Annotated in this window: 18 protein-coding genes; all 18 read right to left on the bottom strand. The window is 46.6% G+C overall.

The genetic code is table 11. The features are described 5' to 3' along the window. Positions 1 to 19: 19 nt before the first annotated feature. The 18 genes from pgsA to ACKKE8_RS18085 all read right to left on the bottom strand — a co-directional run bounded on the left by pgsA (position 20) and on the right by ACKKE8_RS18085 (position 18,660). Positions 20 to 595: a CDP-diacylglycerol--glycerol-3-phosphate 3-phosphatidyltransferase gene (gene pgsA / locus ACKKE8_RS18000; protein WP_048033396.1), complete on the bottom strand. Its 576-nt coding sequence runs from the start codon at positions 593 to 595 to the stop codon at positions 20 to 22. Next, complete coding sequence (gene rimO, locus ACKKE8_RS18005) at positions 596 to 1,942, bottom strand: 30S ribosomal protein S12 methylthiotransferase RimO (protein ID WP_409174274.1); 1,347 nt, start codon at positions 1,940 to 1,942, stop codon at positions 596 to 598. A 112-nt stretch (positions 1,943 to 2,054) separates the two neighbouring features. Next, positions 2,055 to 2,951: a RodZ domain-containing protein gene (locus tag ACKKE8_RS18010; protein WP_409174275.1), complete on the bottom strand. Its 897-nt coding sequence runs from the start codon at positions 2,949 to 2,951 to the stop codon at positions 2,055 to 2,057. A gap of 12 nt (positions 2,952 to 2,963) precedes the next feature. Then, positions 2,964 to 3,743 (bottom strand): YmfK family protein, encoded by a 780-nt coding sequence (locus ACKKE8_RS18015; protein ID WP_016743377.1) that lies wholly within the window; start codon positions 3,741 to 3,743, stop codon positions 2,964 to 2,966. A gap of 108 nt (positions 3,744 to 3,851) precedes the next feature. After that, the gene (locus ACKKE8_RS18020) at positions 3,852 to 4,121 is read right to left on the bottom strand and encodes a DUF3243 domain-containing protein (protein WP_409174276.1); all 270 of its coding nucleotides are present in this window, start codon (positions 4,119 to 4,121) and stop codon (positions 3,852 to 3,854) included. A gap of 100 nt (positions 4,122 to 4,221) precedes the next feature. Continuing rightward, complete coding sequence (gene ymfI / locus ACKKE8_RS18025; RefSeq protein WP_409174277.1) at positions 4,222 to 4,959, bottom strand: elongation factor P 5-aminopentanone reductase; 738 nt, start codon at positions 4,957 to 4,959, stop codon at positions 4,222 to 4,224. A 7-nt stretch (positions 4,960 to 4,966) separates the two neighbouring features. Continuing rightward, on the bottom strand, positions 4,967 to 6,259 hold the full coding sequence (gene yfmH / locus ACKKE8_RS18030) for an EF-P 5-aminopentanol modification-associated protein YfmH (protein ID WP_409174278.1): 1,293 nt from the start codon (positions 6,257 to 6,259) through the stop codon (positions 4,967 to 4,969). A gap of 1 nt (position 6,260) precedes the next feature. Further along, positions 6,261 to 7,556 carry an EF-P 5-aminopentanol modification-associated protein YfmF gene (yfmF, locus tag ACKKE8_RS18035; protein WP_409174279.1) on the bottom strand — a complete coding sequence of 432 codons (1,296 nt, stop codon included), beginning with the start codon at positions 7,554 to 7,556 and terminating at the stop codon, positions 6,261 to 6,263. A gap of 208 nt (positions 7,557 to 7,764) precedes the next feature. Next, positions 7,765 to 7,920, bottom strand: coding sequence for a hypothetical protein (locus ACKKE8_RS18040; RefSeq protein WP_007719195.1), 156 nt, complete (start codon positions 7,918 to 7,920; stop codon positions 7,765 to 7,767). A 53-nt stretch (positions 7,921 to 7,973) separates the two neighbouring features. Then, a complete protein-coding gene (locus ACKKE8_RS18045; RefSeq protein WP_409174280.1) occupies positions 7,974 to 9,152 on the bottom strand; it encodes a stalk domain-containing protein in 1,179 nt (392 codons plus the stop codon). Between the two features lie 128 nt (positions 9,153 to 9,280). Beyond that, positions 9,281 to 10,240 carry an ABC transporter permease gene (locus ACKKE8_RS18050; RefSeq protein ID WP_409174281.1) on the bottom strand — a complete coding sequence of 320 codons (960 nt, stop codon included), beginning with the start codon at positions 10,238 to 10,240 and terminating at the stop codon, positions 9,281 to 9,283. Beyond that, positions 10,240 to 11,313, bottom strand: coding sequence for an ABC transporter permease (locus ACKKE8_RS18055; RefSeq protein WP_409174282.1), 1,074 nt, complete (start codon positions 11,311 to 11,313; stop codon positions 10,240 to 10,242). Before ACKKE8_RS18055 ends, ACKKE8_RS18050 begins: the two co-directional genes overlap by 1 nt. Further along, positions 11,306 to 12,847: an ABC transporter ATP-binding protein gene (locus ACKKE8_RS18060; RefSeq protein ID WP_409174283.1), complete on the bottom strand. Its 1,542-nt coding sequence runs from the start codon at positions 12,845 to 12,847 to the stop codon at positions 11,306 to 11,308. The genes ACKKE8_RS18055 and ACKKE8_RS18060 overlap by 8 nt, the downstream gene beginning before the upstream one ends. 93 nt (positions 12,848 to 12,940) lie before the next feature. Next, positions 12,941 to 13,987, bottom strand: a complete 1,047-nt coding sequence (locus ACKKE8_RS18065) for a BMP family protein (protein ID WP_048033407.1) — start codon at positions 13,985 to 13,987, stop codon at positions 12,941 to 12,943. Between the two features lie 57 nt (positions 13,988 to 14,044). Beyond that, positions 14,045 to 14,770 carry a GntR family transcriptional regulator gene (locus ACKKE8_RS18070; RefSeq protein ID WP_409174284.1) on the bottom strand — a complete coding sequence of 242 codons (726 nt, stop codon included), beginning with the start codon at positions 14,768 to 14,770 and terminating at the stop codon, positions 14,045 to 14,047. A gap of 238 nt (positions 14,771 to 15,008) precedes the next feature. Beyond that, complete coding sequence (locus tag ACKKE8_RS18075; protein ID WP_409174285.1) at positions 15,009 to 17,387, bottom strand: DNA translocase FtsK; 2,379 nt, start codon at positions 17,385 to 17,387, stop codon at positions 15,009 to 15,011. A gap of 221 nt (positions 17,388 to 17,608) precedes the next feature. Continuing rightward, positions 17,609 to 17,839, bottom strand: a complete 231-nt coding sequence (locus tag ACKKE8_RS18080) for a YlzJ-like family protein (RefSeq protein ID WP_409174286.1) — start codon at positions 17,837 to 17,839, stop codon at positions 17,609 to 17,611. After that, positions 17,836 to 18,660, bottom strand: a complete 825-nt coding sequence (locus ACKKE8_RS18085; protein WP_409174287.1) for a ClpP family protease — start codon at positions 18,658 to 18,660, stop codon at positions 17,836 to 17,838. The genes ACKKE8_RS18080 and ACKKE8_RS18085 overlap by 4 nt, the downstream gene beginning before the upstream one ends. Positions 18,661 to 18,757 lie beyond the last annotated feature (97 nt).

Below are 18,757 nucleotides of genomic sequence, written 5' to 3' on the forward strand. Positions count from 1 at the left end.
AAAGAGACCAATACCCGCATTACGAGTATTGGATCACGTTACGATTTTTCGCAAAGTAGTCGTACCCGGAGTAAATCGTGATGATCACCATCGCCCAAGTAGCTACTTCGTCGAACGGAATACCGAAGAACTCAAATGGGAAGTTGCGAATCATGACAGCCGTAATCGCTACGATCTGCACCCATGTTTTCAGTTTACCCAATGCACTCGCAGCAATTACCTGTCCTTCTGCCGCAGCAACTAGTCGTAGACCCGTTACCGCAAACTCCCGGCTGATAATGACAATCGCAATCCACGCTTCCAGACGCTGCATCTCTACGAGTGAAATGAGTGCTGCAGAAATCAACAGCTTATCAGCAAGCGGGTCCAGAAACTTCCCCAAGTTCGTCACGATTTTCTTTTTCCGTGCAATGTAACCGTCGAGTCCGTCCGTACTGGCTGCTAGGATAAACACCAAAGCCGCAATCAGCTCGTTATACGTCATCGTCAGGCTGCCAATCGAAAATGTCCCGATGTTGTAACGCACCAGCAGAAAAAACATAACTACCGGCACCAGAAAGATCCTGGCGAGGGTGATGCGGTTGGCGAGATTCACCTAGACTACCTCCCCGGCTAAATCGTATTCAAAGGAGTGTGTGATTTTTACTTTTACGATGGTGCCCAGTTCGCCTTTAAAACCAGTGACGAATACTTCACCATCGATTTCCGGAGCGTCATACTGTGTTCGACCTACATAAATATCGTTACGTCCTTCGTACCGTTCAATCAAAACATCCAAGACTTGACCAACAAAGCGTCCGTTTCGATCTCCGGCTACTTCACGCTGAATTTCCATCAGCATGTTCGCACGTTTTTCCTTAACCTCTTCGTCTACGTGGTCAGGCAGACGGGAAGCTGGAGTGTCATCCTCGTTGGAGTAAGTAAATACTCCCAGTCGATCAAAGCGAATATCCTTCACAAATTCACTCAGGCGCTCGAAGTCTTCCTCTGTTTCCCCCGGGAACCCAACGATCAAAGAGGTACGCAGTGCCACATCTGGAACCTGTGCGCGAATTTTTGCTACCAACGCACGAATGTCCGTCTGTCTTCCAGGGCGACGCATTCTTTTCAGAATATGGTCTTCGGAGTGCTGCAACGGCATATCTACGTATTTGCAGACTTTTGGATTGGTAGCAAAGGTGTGGATCAATTCATCCGTGAAAAATCCAGGGTATGCATAGTGAAGACGAATCCACTCGATGCCCTCGACTTCTGCCAGACGGTTTAAAAGTTCAGGAAGCATCAGTTTTCCATCGTAAATATCCGTTCCGTAGTTCGTAGAATCTTGTGCGATCAGACTTACTTCTACGATCCCTTGTGCAGCCAAATGCTTTGCTTCTTCCACGATGGACTCGATTGTACGACTGCGGAATCCCCCACGCATCAAAGGAATCGAGCAGAACGTACAGGCGTTGTCGCAGCCCTCAGCAATTTTAATATATGCGGAGTATGTGCCTTGTTTTACTTTCCGCTTCACTACATCTTCGTACGTAAAAATGGGATTTCCTACAAAAATCGGTCGCTTGCCCTCAAGAGATTCTTCGATAATACCTGTAATCGACATAAAATCGCCTGTTCCGACAATGCCGTCCACCTCAGGAATCTCATTCAAGATATCCTCTTTGTAACGTTGTGTAAGACAGCCTGCCACCACAAGCGATTTCAGTTTGCCGGATTCCTTCAATTCACCCATTTCCAGAATCTTGTTTACGGATTCTTCCTTGGCTGCATCGATGAAACCGCAGGTATTGACGATGACCACAGTTGCTTCTTCCGGGTTATCAACCAGTTCATAACCTTTTTCATCTATCAGATGGGCCATCATATCCGAATCAACGAGATTCTTTTCACAGCCCAGCGTAACAATCGCTACTTTTTCACGCGTGCCTACCTTCTCTGTCATCTTTTTTTCCTCCAATTGGTCACACCAACCCATATTACACCTATCCAGTATAATATAAGCCTAAAGGAAGTGTCAAAAAAGAGAAAAGTACAAAAGGCAAGCATATGCTTGCCTACTGGGTGACCGCCTCTTTTACTTTCATCGTAATATTGGACGGCATTGACTTCATTTTAGACGTGTCTACCAAGACTCCGTTAACCTTCAATTCCACTACAGTCGGTTTGCCCAAACGAATATAAGCGGATTTCCCCAGCTCAATCGTTTTTTCCTGATCCTTCTTGAGCGTGCCCTGCTCAACATAAGTTTTGCCTTTTCCTTCCGAAATACCAAACCAGCTCGTTTCTTCTTTCACCTTCAGATAAACTGTGATTTTTTCTCCACCTTGCAAGGAATAGTTATACATCGATCCTTGCTGCGATTCGAATGTGATGGTTGCCTGAGGAGTTTCCGTAACGGTCTCAGGTGGGTTTGTTCCTGTTTCAGAATTCGGTGTGGTAATAGAAGGAGGCTTCGGTTGTTGAGCAATCGGGGATGTTGTCGCTCCACCACCATTGCCAGGCGCGATAATTTCCGCTCCGGGGTTAACTGATCCACCCGGCATTGGCTGAGTCAACTGACCTCCGTTGTTGACGACAGCGAAATAAATAACCCCGATAATCAAGGCAATAAACAATACGAGCAAGGTTTTGGTAACCCATCGCCCCGCTTGTAATGGATTGTTCGCTGAAGCAACTCGTCTGCGACGCAGTCGTTCTACTTGCTCTGTAGGTGGCTGGGCCGGCAAATCGGACTGAAAGTGACTCAGGATGTGGTTCGGGTCTAGACCGACAGCTTCCGCATAACTCTTTATAAATGCACGCGCGTAAAAGTGGCCAGGAAGTACGTGAAAATGACCCCTTTCAATGGCTTCCAAATATCGCCGCTGTATCTTGGTGATACGTTGGATGTCGTCGAGCGTGATTCCTTTTTCTTCGCGGGCCCTTTGTAGGACTTGACCTAGCTCAGACACAGCTGCCCCTCCTTAATTCATTTCGAAATTATCAAAGCCGCGATTGTTGATAAGCTCATATGTAATCTCTTCATCCGGATGATGACGCAGCTCAATAATGTAATGGAAATCATCAAGTTGGTACTCTGATTCCCTTACGAATATATCCGGATGCTCAATGATTTTTGCGGCAGGAAAGTTCATAATCTCCCGAAGCAAGGTGAAGTGCTTTTCTGTAGATCGCAGCGTTGAGACAATTCCATCTATCAAATATACATGATCAGTAGACATTTCATCAATGGCTAAGGAACTACGCACCGTTTGGCGCAACAAAGTAGAGGAAATGAATGTCCAACGTTTATTGGCGGATACGCTGGCAGCAATCATGGATTCAGTCTTCCCTACGCGAGGCATGCCACGAATCCCGATGAGCTGGTGACCTTCCTTCTTCAGGATTTCTGCCATGAAATCGACAAGCAAGCCCAACTCCTCACGAACAAAGCGAAATGTTTTTTTGTCCTCGCTATCCCGTTCAATATAGCGACCGTGACGCACAGCCAATCGATCCAGCATGGTCGGGGGACGTAACCTCGTTATGGTTATGTTGTCCATTTTTTGCACAACGTTGCGCAAAACCTCCATTTTTTCATCATCATCGGTCAAGAGCAGCATACCTCGACGCATGGTATCCACACCATTGATCGTCACGATATTGATGTTCAACATCCCCAGAATAGAAGATACGTCCCCTAAGAGACCGGGACGGTTACGGGCAATCTCATACTCCATGTACCATTCTTTCTTCGCTTCCATATGCAATCCTCTCCGCCAACCAGAATTCTCTTCTTATGTAGTATATCACGTTCGTTTCATACGACAATCGCGAAAAGAAAAATCCCCAAAAGTAGGGGATTTGAATGGCTAGCTGCCAGCGTTCGCGTCATTGCGATTCTGAACAAGCTTCACCATGAGTGATGCCAAAGCTTGTTGCTGCTGTTGATCACCTGCGTCCCACAGCTGTTTCAACAGACGCTCCTGATCGTTTTTCGGGTCTACTTGCTCAGACAGATAGCTACCGATTTGATAAGCTACATTTTGAAGCGTATCGCTTTCCATCCCGGCTTGTTTCGCTTGTTCTACCCGATCTCCGAGAAACGTTTTCCAGTCGCTGAAATTGTCAAGAATCGACATAGGGAAGTTCCCTCCTTTTGTACGTTGCGAACAGATTTGCTGCCCACACAAAAGGTAGAATTCCATCATTTCTCGTATTTTATTCATGCATACTTTTCTTCTATGTGTACCATCCACCGTTTGGACTAATCACTTGCCCCGTCACATAACTGGAATCCGCCGAAAGCAAAAAGCGCACGACTGCGGCTACCTCATAGGGTTGTCCGAGACGGTTGGCTGGTATTTCTTCCGCGATCATTTCCATTTCATCTGGAGCAAAGCGCTCCATCATGCCACCAGCAATAGCTCCAGGAGCAACTGCATTTACCGTGATTCCGTTTGGAGCCATTTCCTTTGCCAGGGCTTTGGTGAACGTATTGATTGCTCCTTTGGTCATGGAATACAGAACCTCACATGAACCGCCTGTCAGCCCCCAAATGGAAGAAATGTTGACAATACGTCCATACCTTGCTCGCAGCATGGCCGGAACAGCAGCTTGACAGACCAAAAAAGCAGATCGAACATTGAGTGCGATGAGCTCATCGAATTTCTCGACAGTCACATCCGTAAATAAGCCGACATCATCCACAGAGGCGTTGTTTACAATCAGCAGTGGTGCAACCTGCATCTGAGCAAACATCGCCGCAATTTGTTGTGGATCCCGTAGATCAGCTTGGAGGATGCCGTACGGAACGCCCCGCTCCTGGCATTTTTGCGCCAACGGCTCCAATTTTTCTATATTTTGATTGTAATGCAGATAAAGGGGAACCCCCGCATCAATCAGGTAGGCAGCGATCGCCTGCCCGATCTCTCCGGAAGCTCCCGTAATTAACGCCCACGGCGCCTCTTGCTTGAACATGAATACATTACTCCTGTGGCGAAGCGGAACGAACGATGGAAACAGCCATCTGCTCGATTAAAAAATGCTCCTTCAACCGTTTTTCCACATCTTCGCGTGTGATCGACTCCAACGTCGGCACTACGGAAAACAGATCATTTCCGTTAAATTTGAAGCTGGTAAACTGGTTAGCGATAAACTCCACGGAGTTGAGAGAACGCAGGAAGTTTCCGATTTTTTTACGCTTCGCACGCTCAAAATCATCCTGGGCTATACCGTTTTGCTTCAACTGTTCGATTTCCGCTTTGATCGTTTCCACTAAACGCTCTGGATCAGGTGTATCTCCACCAATGATCGTATACGCATAATCCTGCTCGCTGCTGTAGTCAAAATCAAAGCTTTCCGTAATCAGCTCGCTGTCATACAAACGCTCATAGACAGCGGAGCTTGTGCCGAACGCGATGTCCAATACCAGTTTAGTTGTCAACTCGCGTTTTAACAAGGCTTCCTTGGTTAGACCGTTTTCCTTTTCCTTGATTCCAATCATGCATTTGGGCAAGCCAACTGTTAGAAACGCTTCTACTCTCGCTTCTGCTGGAGCTGATGGCTCTTCTGGAAAAACGCGCGTGATTTGTGGCGCAGGAGGAAACTCCTTTGCTCCCTGATTTTCACGGATGAGCTTCATGATCGCTTCCGGCTCGAAGGAACCCACGACCAATAAGAGCATATTGGCAGGATGATAAAACGTTTCATAGCACTGATACAGATATTCTTTTGTAATATGAGAGATCGTCTCGATCGTACCCGCAATCTCAATGTTAATCGGATACTTTTGGTACATGGCCTTTAGGAGGTTCATGTACACCTTCCAGTCAGGATTGTCATCGTACATGGTGATTTCCTGGCCGATGATTCCTTTTTCCTTTTCGACACTGGCATCTGTAAAATACGGGTCCTGCACATAGTCGAGCAGCAGATTCAGATTATCATCTAACTTATCTGTGCACGAGAACAAATAAGCCGTACGATTGAAGCTCGTGAACGCATTGCAGCTCGCCCCGTTTTTACTGAATTCGTGCATGACATCCCGATCTTTTTTCTCAAACATTTTGTGCTCAAGAAAATGCGCAATGCCGTCGGGAACATTGATTTCTTCCCCGCTTCGGGTACGGAAATGGCTATCAATGGAGCCATAACGCGTCGTGAACACAGCGTATGTTTTGCTGAAGCCTTGTTTGGGAACCAAATAAACTTGCAATCCATTTTGGAGAGTTTCTTGATATACCGTTTCATTTACTTGTTCAAAGACAGTGGTCTGCATCTTATGCCTCTCCCTTCTTGTCCCGCAGCAGATAAATCGTGTCGATCGTCACCTTGCTCGCTACTTTCTTGATATCCTCAATGGTCGCTTGGTTGATCCCCGCCAAAAGCTCTTCGATTTTCCGAGGACGTCCACTAATCACACCATTGTACGTAAAATCAATCATCCCGCGTGCACTGTCCAACAGCTCACGGAACTGGTTTGACAAAGTCGCACGCGTCTGGCTCATTTCCTCATCCGATATGGTTCCTTGTTGCATCAGATCAAGCTGCTGCTTAATAATCTCAACCGCACGCTGATATTTGCTAACATCAATCCCGGACATAATCATGAGAATCCCTTTGTGGCTCTCTAGCCTAGAAACGGCATAGTAAGCGAGACTCTCTTTTTCACGGACGTTAACAAACAGCTTGGAGTGAGGAAAACCACCTAAAATCCCGTTGAACAAAAGCAGCGTCGGGTAATCGTCATCCTTATAAGTGATCTGCGTGCGGCAGCCGATGTTGAGCTTTGCTTGGTTGACATCGAGTCGATCGATCACTTCGCGCTCAGCAGATACATCCTTCGCCGTCGATGCGATCTGCAGTTCTTCTACTTGGGTGCGCTCCAATGGGATATGCTTGCGAATAGCCTCGCTTACTTCCTGCTGATCAACATCGCCTACCACGAACATATTGATTGGATTGGTCGTCGTTACTTCTTTAAAATATTGATATAGCTCTTGACCAGTGATCTTCGGTAAATCCGCCACACGGCCTTGGACGAGAAGAGAGAATGGTTCACCTTTACACATTTCTTCTGTCACGCGTTGGTTGGCATACTTCATTTTGTCGTCGATCAAACTCTCCACGCGTTTACGAAGCGTCTCTTTTTCCTGTGCCAAGTACTTTTCGGAAAAAGCGTTGTCCTGTACATGCGGTCTGACGAGCATATCTCCTACGAATTCGATGGCCTGCTCCAAAAGTGAAGCTTCATTGGACAAATATTTTTCATTCGGTACTTCCATATAAATTTGCAGGATTTGCCGCTCGCCTTTTTTCATGACATCGACATCAAAAATGGCACCATACAGGAAATCCAAATGTGCTCGCAATAGTTTCGTTTCCGGAAAACGAGCGCTGGCACGTTTCATGACCATCGCAAGCAATGCTGTTTTCGTTACGTGCTCCTCCGATAGCGCCTGTTCAATCATCGTCACAATCGTCGTGGTCTTGAACTTTTCGGTTGGAAGGATATGTACGTTGATCCCATTGATTTGGGAGCTTTGAAATGCAATTTCGGTTGTAGAAGCAGTCATAGTCCAATCTCCCTTCTCCATCAGCTTACTCAGACTCTTCTCTATTGTAACCAATTGTCAGGGCATCAAGCATCAGAATCTTCCATTATATATCCCAGTGCTTCATCCTATGCGCTCACGCAAGTCCCGTAATACGCAAATCACAGCGCTTCCATTGTATAAAAAAAAGCGAACGGCCCCTTTTTACGAAGGGCGTTCACTCTTTTTCTTACATATCCATTGCATCCCAGTCTCGAGGATCATCCGATGTGCTATGCTCTTCAACAAATCGACCGCAATCAGACGAAAGACAGAGCATGCCATCCAACTGCTCATCATGAAAGGGTAAGCCGTGGCTTCCCCCACAGTACGGACAAGTCCACATACGAAGGGCCTCCTTTTATTCGTGCAGGTACTCCGTAGTAGTTTGTCCAAATATTAGAGGGGATTCTCCACTTTATTTTGCTCCCAAATCCGCAAGTAATCATACGGATCGATCGCTTTCCCCGTGCTGTTAAGATAGAGACCAAAATGCAGGTGAGGTTCAAACATCCCCACTGTACCAGTTCCACCGTAGCCTGTATCTCCAACAAAACCGATCAGCTGTCCAGCTTTTATCGTTTTCCCTACATGCAATCCCGGTGCATACGCCTGCAAATGAGCGTAATACATCCGATATTGGCCATTCTCATCCGTAATGTTTACTCTCCAGCCACCATACGTATTCCAGCCCACTTTGTTGATCGTCCCATCGGATACCGAGTAAATCGGCGTTCCTTTCGGTGCCATAATGTCGATGCCTTCGTGACTACGGACACTGCCGCTACTCGACTCGGTCCACTCTCGATCAGACCCGAAGCTATCCCCATACGGCTCATACCAATTATTATTGTGGAAAGGAAATCGAAATTGTTTCCCAGTCAATTGATCATCCGCAACTTTAATGGCAATGGGGTGCTCAGCTCTTTGTGCACCTTCTGGCAAAAATAAAATTTGGCCCACCAGTAACTCATCAGAAGAGAGATGGTTATTTTTCTGAATGGCACTCATGTTCGTGTCGTGGCGAGCTGCAATTTTTGATAAGGTATCACCCTGTTGAACGACATATGGATTCAAGGAGTATTTCACACTCGCAGCCTTGTCTTCCACAGTTTTGGATTGTATGTATGCAACAGCCGACGTCTCATCCCATTGAACCTGATAGCCAAATGCCTCGGAGATAAATCGGATCGGAACAAGCGTCCGCTTATTCACAATGATTGGAGAAACATCCATCTTCAAGCGTTTTCCATCTACGTACGCAGTCTGGCTGCCAATTGTAAGCGTGATATGTTTGCTTTTTTTGTTGAGCATTACTTTTTGCGTATCGGCATCGTAGCTTACTTCTGATCCTGTTGCCTCCGCTACTACCCGTATCGGAACGAGCATGCGCCCATTTCGATGGATGGGCGATACATCTGATTGGACTCCCATTCCATCGACAACGACAGAAATGACCGGTCCTGGCTCTTTTGCTGAAACCATTCCACCAGATACTGCTATCATCAGGCAAAAAACAAAAGCGCCTAGAATCCTGTTCCATCGATAACTGCTGTACTGATGTAGACAGCGGTTCATCTTTTTCCCTCCCCACAGACAATTTGCAAAAACGGATAGGACCGTTTATTGCAGACCGCAAGCAGTCACAAAAATTATCGCACAGGGGAAGTGACAGGTTCTAGACGCTAAATTTTGTCAACGAATGATTAACGCGATCCCGTATCGTAAGGTTTGCCGAGGGCCGCTGGAGCACTGGATCGTCCTACCAGACCAGCCATCACGAGAATCGTCAGTACGTACGGAAGCATGAAGATAAATTCAGTAGGAATATAATTGGTCAATCCGAAGATTTGCACCAAAGACTTAATCGCTTGAGCCACACCAAAGAATAATGCTGCTCCCATCGCGCCCATTGGATGCCATTTACCAAAGATCAAGGCCGCAATCGCGATAAACCCTTGCCCGGAAACCGTGTTATGGGAAAAGTTACTGGTTGTCGTCAAAGAAATGGTAGCTCCACCCAATGCAGCCAGCATACCACTGATCATAACAGCCGTGTAGCGCATTCTCTTAACATTGATCCCTACTGTATCAGCAGCACGCGGATGCTCACCAACTGAACGCAAGCGCAATCCGAATGGTGTCTTAAATACAACATACCAAGTAAGGAAAACGGCAATGAAAGCCAAATAGCTCGTAGGATACGCCTCAAAAATGGCATGTCCGATATACGGAATTTCACTCAATCCAGGAATACTGAATTTGTTAAACACTGAGTTCAATGTCGTTGTCTGACCTGCTCCGTCAAAAATAATTTTGGTCAGGTAGATGGAAAGTCCAGCTGCCAAGAAGTTCAGGGCCACACCGCTGACGGTCTGGTCCGCTTTAAACGTTACCGAAGCAACAGCATGCGGGAGTGCAAAAATAGAACCGGCAATCCCCGCCGCAATAAATCCGACCCACGGTGCCCAAGCACCCAGTGAATCTTGGAAAGCATAGGTCATTACGGCACCGGTAAAAGCACCAATAATCATCATACCTTCTAGCGCAATGTTCACGACACCAGAACGCTCGGAGTACAGTCCACCCAATGCGGCAAAAATCAAGGCAGTGGAAAACACGATGGTATCATGAACGAGGTTGCTAAGAATTAATCCCCAATCCATCAGTTTCCACCTTCCTTTTTCTTCAGCAAGATCGGCTTAATAAACATTTTCACGATGCCATGTGCAGCAACGAAGAAAATAACAGAAGCAATCACGACACGAATCAACTCAAACGGTACACCCGCACTAAATTGCATGCCGCTCGCACCGAATGTGAGAACCCCAAACAATATAGCAGCAAGGATAACCCCGAATGGTGTATTTCCGCCAATCAATGCTACCGCGATTCCATCAAAGCCATAGCCCGTATGCTGCGTCATAATCGCTTGATAGTGGAATACGCCCAAAATTTCAGTAGCTCCACCAATCCCTGCAAACATACCACCAATGAACATAGCCTTTACAACATTACGATTCACGTTCATACCAGCATACTCAGAAGCATGCGGGTTCAAACCAACGGAACGCAATTCAAAACCAGATTTTGTTTTCCAAAGGATGATATAGAAGAAAATAGCTGCGAGTACGGCAATCAGTGTACCCCAGTGCAGACGAGCATTGTCAAACATTTCAGCGAGCCATCCAATGGTAATGATCGCAGAATCCTTTACCTCTTCAGATGTTTGCTTGCCTGCTGGAATAAAGAAAGCATTCATGACCCAGTTTGCAAAGTAAAGAGCTACCCAGTTCAACATGATGCTGGTAATAACCTCATTGACACCACGGGCTGCTTTCAAATAACCGGCAATGGCACCCCACAAACCACCTGCTACAGCACCTGCAATGATAGCAAGTGGAGCATGAATGATAGCTGGAAGGTCAAAAGAAACACCTACGACAGTAGAAGCAATCATCCCTACGATAAATTGACCTTCTGCCCCGATGTTAAAGAGACCTGTACGGAAAGCAAACGCTACAGCCAAACCTGTAAAGATCAAAGGCGTAATTTGGCGAATCGTTTCACCAAAGTTATACGCGCTACCAAATACTTTTTTAATCAAAGCCGTATAGGCATCGATTGGATTAAATCCACCTGCCAACATTGCGATTGCCCCAGTCAAAAGACCAAGAATGATCGCAACAGCAGGAACGAGAAACGATTCTTTCGTGAAGACCGCTATAACTCTATTCATCGTTTCCCCCTCCTTGCATTACTTTTCCGCCGGACATCATCAAGCCGAGCTCTTGCTCCGTTGTCGACTTCGCATCGACAATCCCCACAATAGCCCCCTCATAAATAACCGCAATCCGGTCGGACACATTGATAACCTCATCCAACTCCAAGGAAAGCAAGAGAACCGCTTTTCCCTGATCGCGTTGATCAATCAGTCTGCGATGAATGAATTCGATAGCCCCTACGTCCAATCCACGAGTAGGTTGAGCCGCAATCAGCAAATCCGGGTTCTTGTCCACTTCGCGGGCAATAATTGCCTTCTGTTGGTTTCCTCCAGAGAGCGCTCGTGCTGGGGTGTAAATACTCGGAGTCCGAACGTCGAATTCTTCGATAAGCTTGGCCGCATGCTTGTCAATGGCGCCATAATCAAGAAAACCGCCTTTGCAAAACGTTGGATGGAAGTACGTTTCCAATACCATATTTTCACTCATGGTGAAATCAAGAACCAATCCTCGTTTATGTCGGTCTTCAGGAATATGAGACAATCCTGATTCCGAGATGTTGCGCGGACTTTGATTCGTAATTTCTTTTCCATTAAGAAGGACACGCCCATTTGTTGCTTTACGCAAGCCAGTTAACACTTCAATCAGTTCACTTTGGCCATTTCCGTCGACTCCAGCAATTCCGAGAATTTCACCGGCCCGAACCTCTAAGCTGAGATTGTTCAGTGCATTCACACCGCGGTTCCCCATCGCAGTCAAGTTCTCTACAGCCAAGATTGTTTCTTTTGGTTTTGCTTCCGTTTTATCCACGCGGAAGTTCACTTCACGACCAACCATTTTTGCAGCCAAGTCGTCTGGATTCGTATCTTTTACCAATACGGAGTCAATGACTTTTCCTCGACGAATGATCGTAACCGCGTCACATACAGCCATAATTTCTTTCAGCTTGTGTGTGATCAGGATAATCGTCTTGCCTTCTTTTACCAAGTTATGCATGATCTCGATTAGTTCATGGATTTCCTGCGGCGTCAATACAGCCGTAGGCTCATCAAAAATCAAGATGTCCGCACCGCGATAAAGCGTTTTCAAAATCTCAACACGCTGCTGCATCCCTACTGAGATATCCTGAATTTTTGCTCTCGGATCAACTTTGAGCCCGTATTGATTCGACAGTTTTTCTACCGCTTTCTCAGCGCTTTGAATATCTATCTTCAACCCGTTTTTCGGTTCATTTCCTAGCACAATGTTTTCCGTGACTGTAAATGTTTCTACGAGCATAAAATGTTGGTGAACCATTCCGATACCAAGGTCGTTTGCAATCCTTGGACTGGTGATCTGTACAACTTTCTCGTTAATCAGAATTTCGCCTTCATCCGGCTGATATAGACCGAACAAGATATTCATGAGTGTGGACTTACCCGCGCCATTCTCTCCGAGCAGCGCATGAATTTCACCTTTACCTACAGACAGTGTAATACTGTCATTCGCAACAATGCCTGGGAACCGTTTTGTGATCCCTCTCATTTCAACCACTTTTTTTATCGAGTTCATGCATGCTCACCCCATTTTTCGGGTCTAGTGTGAAGGTAAAGGACAAGGCCAGTAGCTCGAACCTGCCTTGTCCGTTTGTAGCTTCCTTAGTTTTTACTTGTCAGGAACTGTGATTTCGCCTTTAACGATTTTTTGCTTGTATTCTTCAACCAGCTTCAGTACGTCTTCAGGAACGTTCTTCGTGGAAGTGTCAGCCAGACCTACACCGTTTTCAGCCAATCCGAGCCATTGTACTCCGCCTTTGAATTTACCCTCAGACAGGTCTTTTGCTACACGAATAACTGCTTCGTCAACACGTTTTACCATGGAAGTCAATGTGATCTCGTCGCCGAAAGTCAGGGATTGGTCTTTGTCAACACCGATTACCCATACGTTTTCGCCTTTAGCTTTACGGTCTTTTGCTTCATTGAACACACCGTCGCCTGTACCGCCGGAAGCGTGGAAGATGATGTCCACACCTTGACCGTACATGGAGGAAGCCGTAGATTTACCCATGTCTGGTTTATCAAAAGCACCCGTGTATACTTTGACTACTTGAATGCTTGGATCAACAGCTTTTACACCCGCTTCGAAGCCAAGATCAAAGCGTTTGATTACTGGGATGTCAACGCCACCAACGAAACCAACTTTTTTCGTTTTGGTCATCTTCGCTGCAACTACCCCAGCGAGGAAGGAGCCTTCATGCTCTTTAAAGAGTACAGATGCTACGTTAGGAGCATCTACTTCAGCGTCGATGATCGCCAATTTTGCGTCTTTGTTTTCATCTGCTACTTTTTTCAGGTGGTCACCCATCAGGAAGCCGATACCCCAAGTCAGATCCCAACCGTCTTTTACGAATTGAGTCAGGTTTGGTACATAGTCAGCATCTGATTTTGATTGCAGATAGTTTACGTTTTCTTTTGGGAGATTTAAATCGGTTTGGAGTTTTTGCAGCCCTTCCCAAGCACTCTGGTTAAAGGAGTTGTCGTTTACACCGCCAACGTCTGTAACCATACCTACTTTGATAGCTTTAGCGGCTGGAGCGCCTCCATTGCTACCAGTTTGGCCTTGAGGCTGTGCTTCTGGTTTGCTTCCGCACCCAGCGAGAACGAGCGACAGGCTGAGTGTTGCCACAGAAAGCACGGATAGAACTTTCTTCATCTGAGATTACCCCCTGTTTTTAGTTGATGAAATTGTTGAGTGAGGTTGCCCCCACAGTTACAACCGTCTCCGTACAACATGAAAGTGAATTTTGTCAGCCCTGAAGTAATTATGGGAGTATAGCACTGGCTTTTCACTTTCGTCGTAATGAATCTGTTTGAGCAAGAGCATGGGAGCAGATTTATCGCAGTGCAGCAGGTTGGAAACCTTTTCATTGTAGCCCATGGGTTCAATATCAGCCACTGCGTATGCGATCCTTACCCCTGTTACGCTCTCCAGCCATTTGAAGATAGACTCTCCACTTGCCGCATAGCCCCCGGGCACCAGATGTGCAGGAATGCGGTCCACACAATAAACCACAGGCTCACCGTCAGCCGTTCGAATTCGCTCTACTATGAGAACGCCTTCACCCGGATTTAAGGAAAGCCGCTTCCTCTCTTCTTCAGCAGATTCGCCAAAGGATGTTTTCAGGATCAAGGTTCCTGCCGTATATCCTTGGCGCTCGATTGCATCCGTCACACTAAAGAGTTCCCCAATCCCGCCTGAAAAAACAGGCTTTGAATTAATAAAGGTACCTACACCGTGTCTACGAATGACAATCTTCTCTTCCTCAAGAAGTCGGAGTGCCTCGCGAAGCGTCGCCCTGCTTACACCAAGCTGTTTGGATAGTTCGGCTTCAGAAGGGAGGCGTTCACCAGGACGTAGTTGTCCGGATTCAATATCACTCTTGATTTTGTCCATGACCAAGAGAAAAAGTGATCGAACATTCCCTTTGATGCTCATCATCATTCACTCCTGCTGTCCGCAAGCCACCCAACAGGTAGGACGTCAGACCTCTGATTCGTATGAGACTTAATAACAACAATTTCCGTCAATCTCTTAAAAAGTTTACATGAGGGGCGAGTATCATGCAAGCCAAATATTTATGAATAATAATGCAAAATGATTAATTTCGACAGAGATTTTTCTCCTAAAATAGGAAAAAAGACCCTGCCAGCACAAATGTTGGCAAGATCTTTCTCTATGAAATATTGCTTTCTATGGACGGACGTGGCAGACGCACCTCACGAGGCTTGCTTCCCTCATAAGGACCGACTACTCCTTGAGCTTCCATCATATCAATCAAACGTGCCGCTCGCGTATAACCGACACGGAGACGACGCTGTAGCAAGGATGCCGATGCCGTTTGGGCTTCTGAAACGATTTGAACAGCTTGATCGTATAGTTCATCATCCACGACTGGCTGCTGTTCCTCCTGCACGTCACCCGGGATCATCTCTTCATTGTAGCGAACCTCTTGCTGTTCTTTCACAAAACGAACGACCTCTTCTACTTCCTTGTCGGATACAAAGGCTCCTTGAACACGAGTCGGCTTGGATGCCCCCATCGGCAGCGAAAGCATGTCCCCTCTACCAAGAAGCTTTTCCGCTCCTCCCATATCGAGAATCGTTCTGGAGTCAGCCATCGAAGATACGCCAAAGGCGATGCGGGATGGGATATTTGCCTTGATCACACCCGTAATGACATCTACAGAAGGACGTTGTGTCGCGATGATGAGATGTATCCCAGAAGCACGAGCCATTTGCGCGAGTCGACAAATCGCATCTTCCACTTCTCCCGGAGCTACCATCATCAAGTCTGCAAGCTCATCGACGATGACGACAATATAGGGAAGTGGCGTGCCTTCCACTTGCGCATTGTACATTTCAATATTGCGGCTCCCTGTTTTGGCAAACAAATTATAACGCCGCTCCATCTCGGCCACTACCTTTTTCAATGCAACAGAAGCCCTTCTCGGGTCAGTAACAACAGGAGCTAACAAATGCGGAATTCCGTTGTACACATTCAGTTCCACCATTTTCGGGTCAACCATCATCAGCTTGACTTCTTCTGGTTTGGCCTTGAACAAAATGCTCATAATCAATCCGTTAATGCATACTGATTTTCCGCTTCCCGTCGCACCCGCTACGAGCAAATGGGGCATTTTGGTCAAATCTGCTACGATCGGCTCTCCGGAAATATCCCGGCCAAGAGCAACGGTAAGCTTCCCTGGCGCATCTTGATACTCAGGAGCTTCCAACACTTCTCGTAGTGATACGACCGCTACCTCTGAGTTCGGAACCTCGATGCCGATGGCTGATTTTCCTGGGATTGGTGCCTCAATCCGGATATCTTTTGCCGCTAATGCCAAAGCAAGGTCATCCGTCAAGCTGACAATCCTGCTTACTTTTACCCCTGTAGCAGGCTGAACTTCATATCGTGTAACAGCTGGTCCGCGATGTACTTCGGAAACCGTTGCATTGACGCCAAAGCTCTTCAGTGTCTGCACTAATTTCGCCGCATTTGAGGTATGATCGACGTCTTTTCCTGTAGAACTCGCTTTCGGCCTTGCGAGCATGTGCAGACCTGGAAGCTCATACGGTATGGTTTTCTGTGCTTCCGCGGTATCTAGTGTACCGAAGATTTCTTCTTCTCCTTCGAGCGCAAACGTAATTTCCTGATTCGTTTTCGGTTGTGCAGCTCTCGCTTGATGACTAGGATCAACGGGTTCTTCATCCTCATCCAACGCAATGCGATCCGTAAAATCACGAATTAACGGAGCGCTCGGTTGCTGGACTTCTTCCTCCTGCATAGCAGTCTGTGGATGAGATTTTTGCTCTTTCAACGCAGTAACCGCGATGGCCTCGTTCTCTTCCACCGATTGCTTTTGCTTGCGAGCCTCTTCGGCTTCCTTTGCTTCTTTCTTTCGCTTCTCGTTCTCTTCCTGCAAAAGCTGTACAGAGTCCTTCACTGTATCCTTCGCCTTTCCGTAAAACAAAGCGAGCTTGTCCTTGGCAAACATCAGAATGTTTACATAAGAAAGATTGAACAGGAACATCAATCCCACAAGGAAAAGGAAAACAATCACGAGACCAGTACCAATTGTTCCAACAAGACCATTTGTCACCGCAAAAAACAGGGCACCGATCATTCCTCCGCCTACCCCGGTGGTGGACACTTTCTGACCATGATCGAGCCAAATTCTGTCCCATGTAACCTTAATAATGCTTTGCTCTGCAAATTTTCCATCGGCGGTAATTTGTTTGTACAGAATCATGTGATCCCAGGTCAAAATCGCCACACCAATGAGTGCTATCCCTAAGACGCGGTAAGTAAGCTTCGGTGACTTTCTCGTAAACATCATATGTATGGCCATACCGATTAGCAAAACAGGAATAATGAAATCCCATGAGCCCGCAATAAACCGGAATAGAAGTGCCAGTACATTTTTGCCTAGCCACCCACTCTCTAATAGCCCAATCAAGGACAGCACGATGATGAGAAGTCCCAGCAGCTCTATTTTGACAACTGAGGCCAATGCCGCTTGTGAACGCTCTTTTTTTCTCCTACTCAATGGCACGCCTCCTCCTCGTCATTATACTTGTTATGTACCGAATGGTAAGAAAACCTCTATCGAGGCCTTTTCAACGTAGAGCGACCGCGTTTTGGCGGAAAGTTTCCATGCGCTCCGGAATTTATTTTATAAATTCCTATTCGTTAAAAAAGGCAGCCGTCGCGTGTTCGGCTGCTGTTCGTACATCACTAGTATAACACAGGAAATTCATAGAAATACAGGACTTCTTAGGCGAGCCATTCAGGTTGAAACTGAATTTTTTGTCCCGGTGCGTACTGCTTCTTCAGGTAGTCTTGCGGATCTGGACTAATCAGCCTGACAATTTTTCCTTCAAACGGTCCGGTTTGCTCAATGAGCATCGTGGCATGACCCACTGCGATCTCTTTCAGCTCTTGTTTCTCCACTTGCTCCATGTTCTCAAAAACCGTTTCCATCGGAATGATGGAGTATAAAATCATTGGAGTACACTCTCCTCGCCTTTTTGCGCTTTGATCAGTTCGTTCAGCTTTTTCAGCGCACTTCCAAGGCCGCCGACTTCATCAATCAAACCGTATTTAACTGCATCTACACCAATCACATTGGTTCCGATGTCTCGTGTCAATTCACCAGTTCGGGTCATGAGCTCACGGAACTTTTCTTCCGAGACTTTGGAGTGACGGGAAATGAAGCTAACTACACGATCTTGCATTTTGTCCAAGTACTCAAACGTTTGCGGTACACCAATAACAAGACCCGTCAAGCGAATCGGGTGGATCGTCATCGTGGCGGTTTCTGCAATAAATGAGTACGAACCAGCTACAGCGATTGGCACACCGATACTATGACCACCACCGAGTACGAGTGTGACTACCGGTTTGGATAAGGACGATACCATTTCCGCAATCGCCAAGCCCGCTTCCACGTCCCCGCCAACCGTATTCAAAATAACGAGCACGCCCTCTATTTTGCTGTTTTGTTCTGCCGCAACCAATTGAGGGATGAGGTGCTCATATTTCGTCGTCTTATTTTGGGGAGGCAACTGAATATGCCCTTCTACTTGTCCGATGATGGTCATACAATAAATATTGCTTTCGAGCTGTGGGACGTTTGTCTGGCCCAGTTGCGTAATGGAATCGAGCAGTTTTTTCTTCGGATCTTCTTGTGCGGGTGCTTCTGACGGCGGCGAAGCAGCAGGCTCCTGATCATTCGTTGGTGCTTGTGGCTGGGATTCCTTACTATTTACCGCTGTGTTTGCAAACGGCGACCTATTTAAAAAATCGTTAAATTGTTGATTCGGCATGGATGATCCTCCCTCACTTTCCTCTGTAGTATGGATAAGGGGGGGAAAAATCATGCGCCCACAAAGCCAAAAAGAGCCAGAAACCCTTCTTCGAAAG

This window comes from Brevibacillus fortis (assembly GCF_046196545.1).
GTDB lineage: Bacteria > Bacillota > Bacilli > Brevibacillales > Brevibacillaceae > Brevibacillus > Brevibacillus fortis_A.

What these genes read in the sequence shown, in the direction of transcription:
- ACKKE8_RS18020 (WP_409174276.1), bottom strand. Translation starts at nt 4,121, where the DNA reads ATGTCGATTCTTGACAATTTCAGCGACTGGAAAACGTTTCTCGGAGAT.
- ACKKE8_RS18040 (WP_007719195.1), bottom strand. Translation starts at nt 7,920, where the DNA reads ATGTGGACTTGTCCGTACTGTGGGGGAAGCCACGGCTTACCCTTTCAT.
- ACKKE8_RS18050 (WP_409174281.1), bottom strand. Translation starts at nt 10,240, where the DNA reads ATGGATTGGGGATTAATTCTTAGCAACCTCGTTCATGATACCATCGTG.
- ACKKE8_RS18015 (WP_016743377.1), bottom strand. Translation starts at nt 3,743, where the DNA reads ATGGAAGCGAAGAAAGAATGGTACATGGAGTATGAGATTGCCCGTAAC.
- ACKKE8_RS18045 (WP_409174280.1), bottom strand. Translation starts at nt 9,152, where the DNA reads ATGAACCGCTGTCTACATCAGTACAGCAGTTATCGATGGAACAGGATT.
- rimO (WP_409174274.1), bottom strand. Translation starts at nt 1,942, where the DNA reads ATGACAGAGAAGGTAGGCACGCGTGAAAAAGTAGCGATTGTTACGCTG.
- ymfI (WP_409174277.1), bottom strand. Translation starts at nt 4,959, where the DNA reads ATGTTCAAGCAAGAGGCGCCGTGGGCGTTAATTACGGGAGCTTCCGGA.
- ACKKE8_RS18085 (WP_409174287.1), bottom strand. Translation starts at nt 18,660, where the DNA reads ATGCCGAATCAACAATTTAACGATTTTTTAAATAGGTCGCCGTTTGCA.
- ACKKE8_RS18060 (WP_409174283.1), bottom strand. Translation starts at nt 12,847, where the DNA reads ATGAACTCGATAAAAAAAGTGGTTGAAATGAGAGGGATCACAAAACGG.
- ACKKE8_RS18080 (WP_409174286.1), bottom strand. Translation starts at nt 17,839, where the DNA reads ATGATTTTATACTCCATCATTCCGATGGAAACGGTTTTTGAGAACATG.
- yfmH (WP_409174278.1), bottom strand. Translation starts at nt 6,259, where the DNA reads ATGCAGACCACTGTCTTTGAACAAGTAAATGAAACGGTATATCAAGAA.
- ACKKE8_RS18070 (WP_409174284.1), bottom strand. Translation starts at nt 14,770, where the DNA reads ATGAGCATCAAAGGGAATGTTCGATCACTTTTTCTCTTGGTCATGGAC.
- ACKKE8_RS18055 (WP_409174282.1), bottom strand. Translation starts at nt 11,313, where the DNA reads ATGAATAGAGTTATAGCGGTCTTCACGAAAGAATCGTTTCTCGTTCCT.
- ACKKE8_RS18065 (WP_048033407.1), bottom strand. Translation starts at nt 13,987, where the DNA reads ATGAAGAAAGTTCTATCCGTGCTTTCTGTGGCAACACTCAGCCTGTCG.
- yfmF (WP_409174279.1), bottom strand. Translation starts at nt 7,556, where the DNA reads ATGACTGCTTCTACAACCGAAATTGCATTTCAAAGCTCCCAAATCAAT.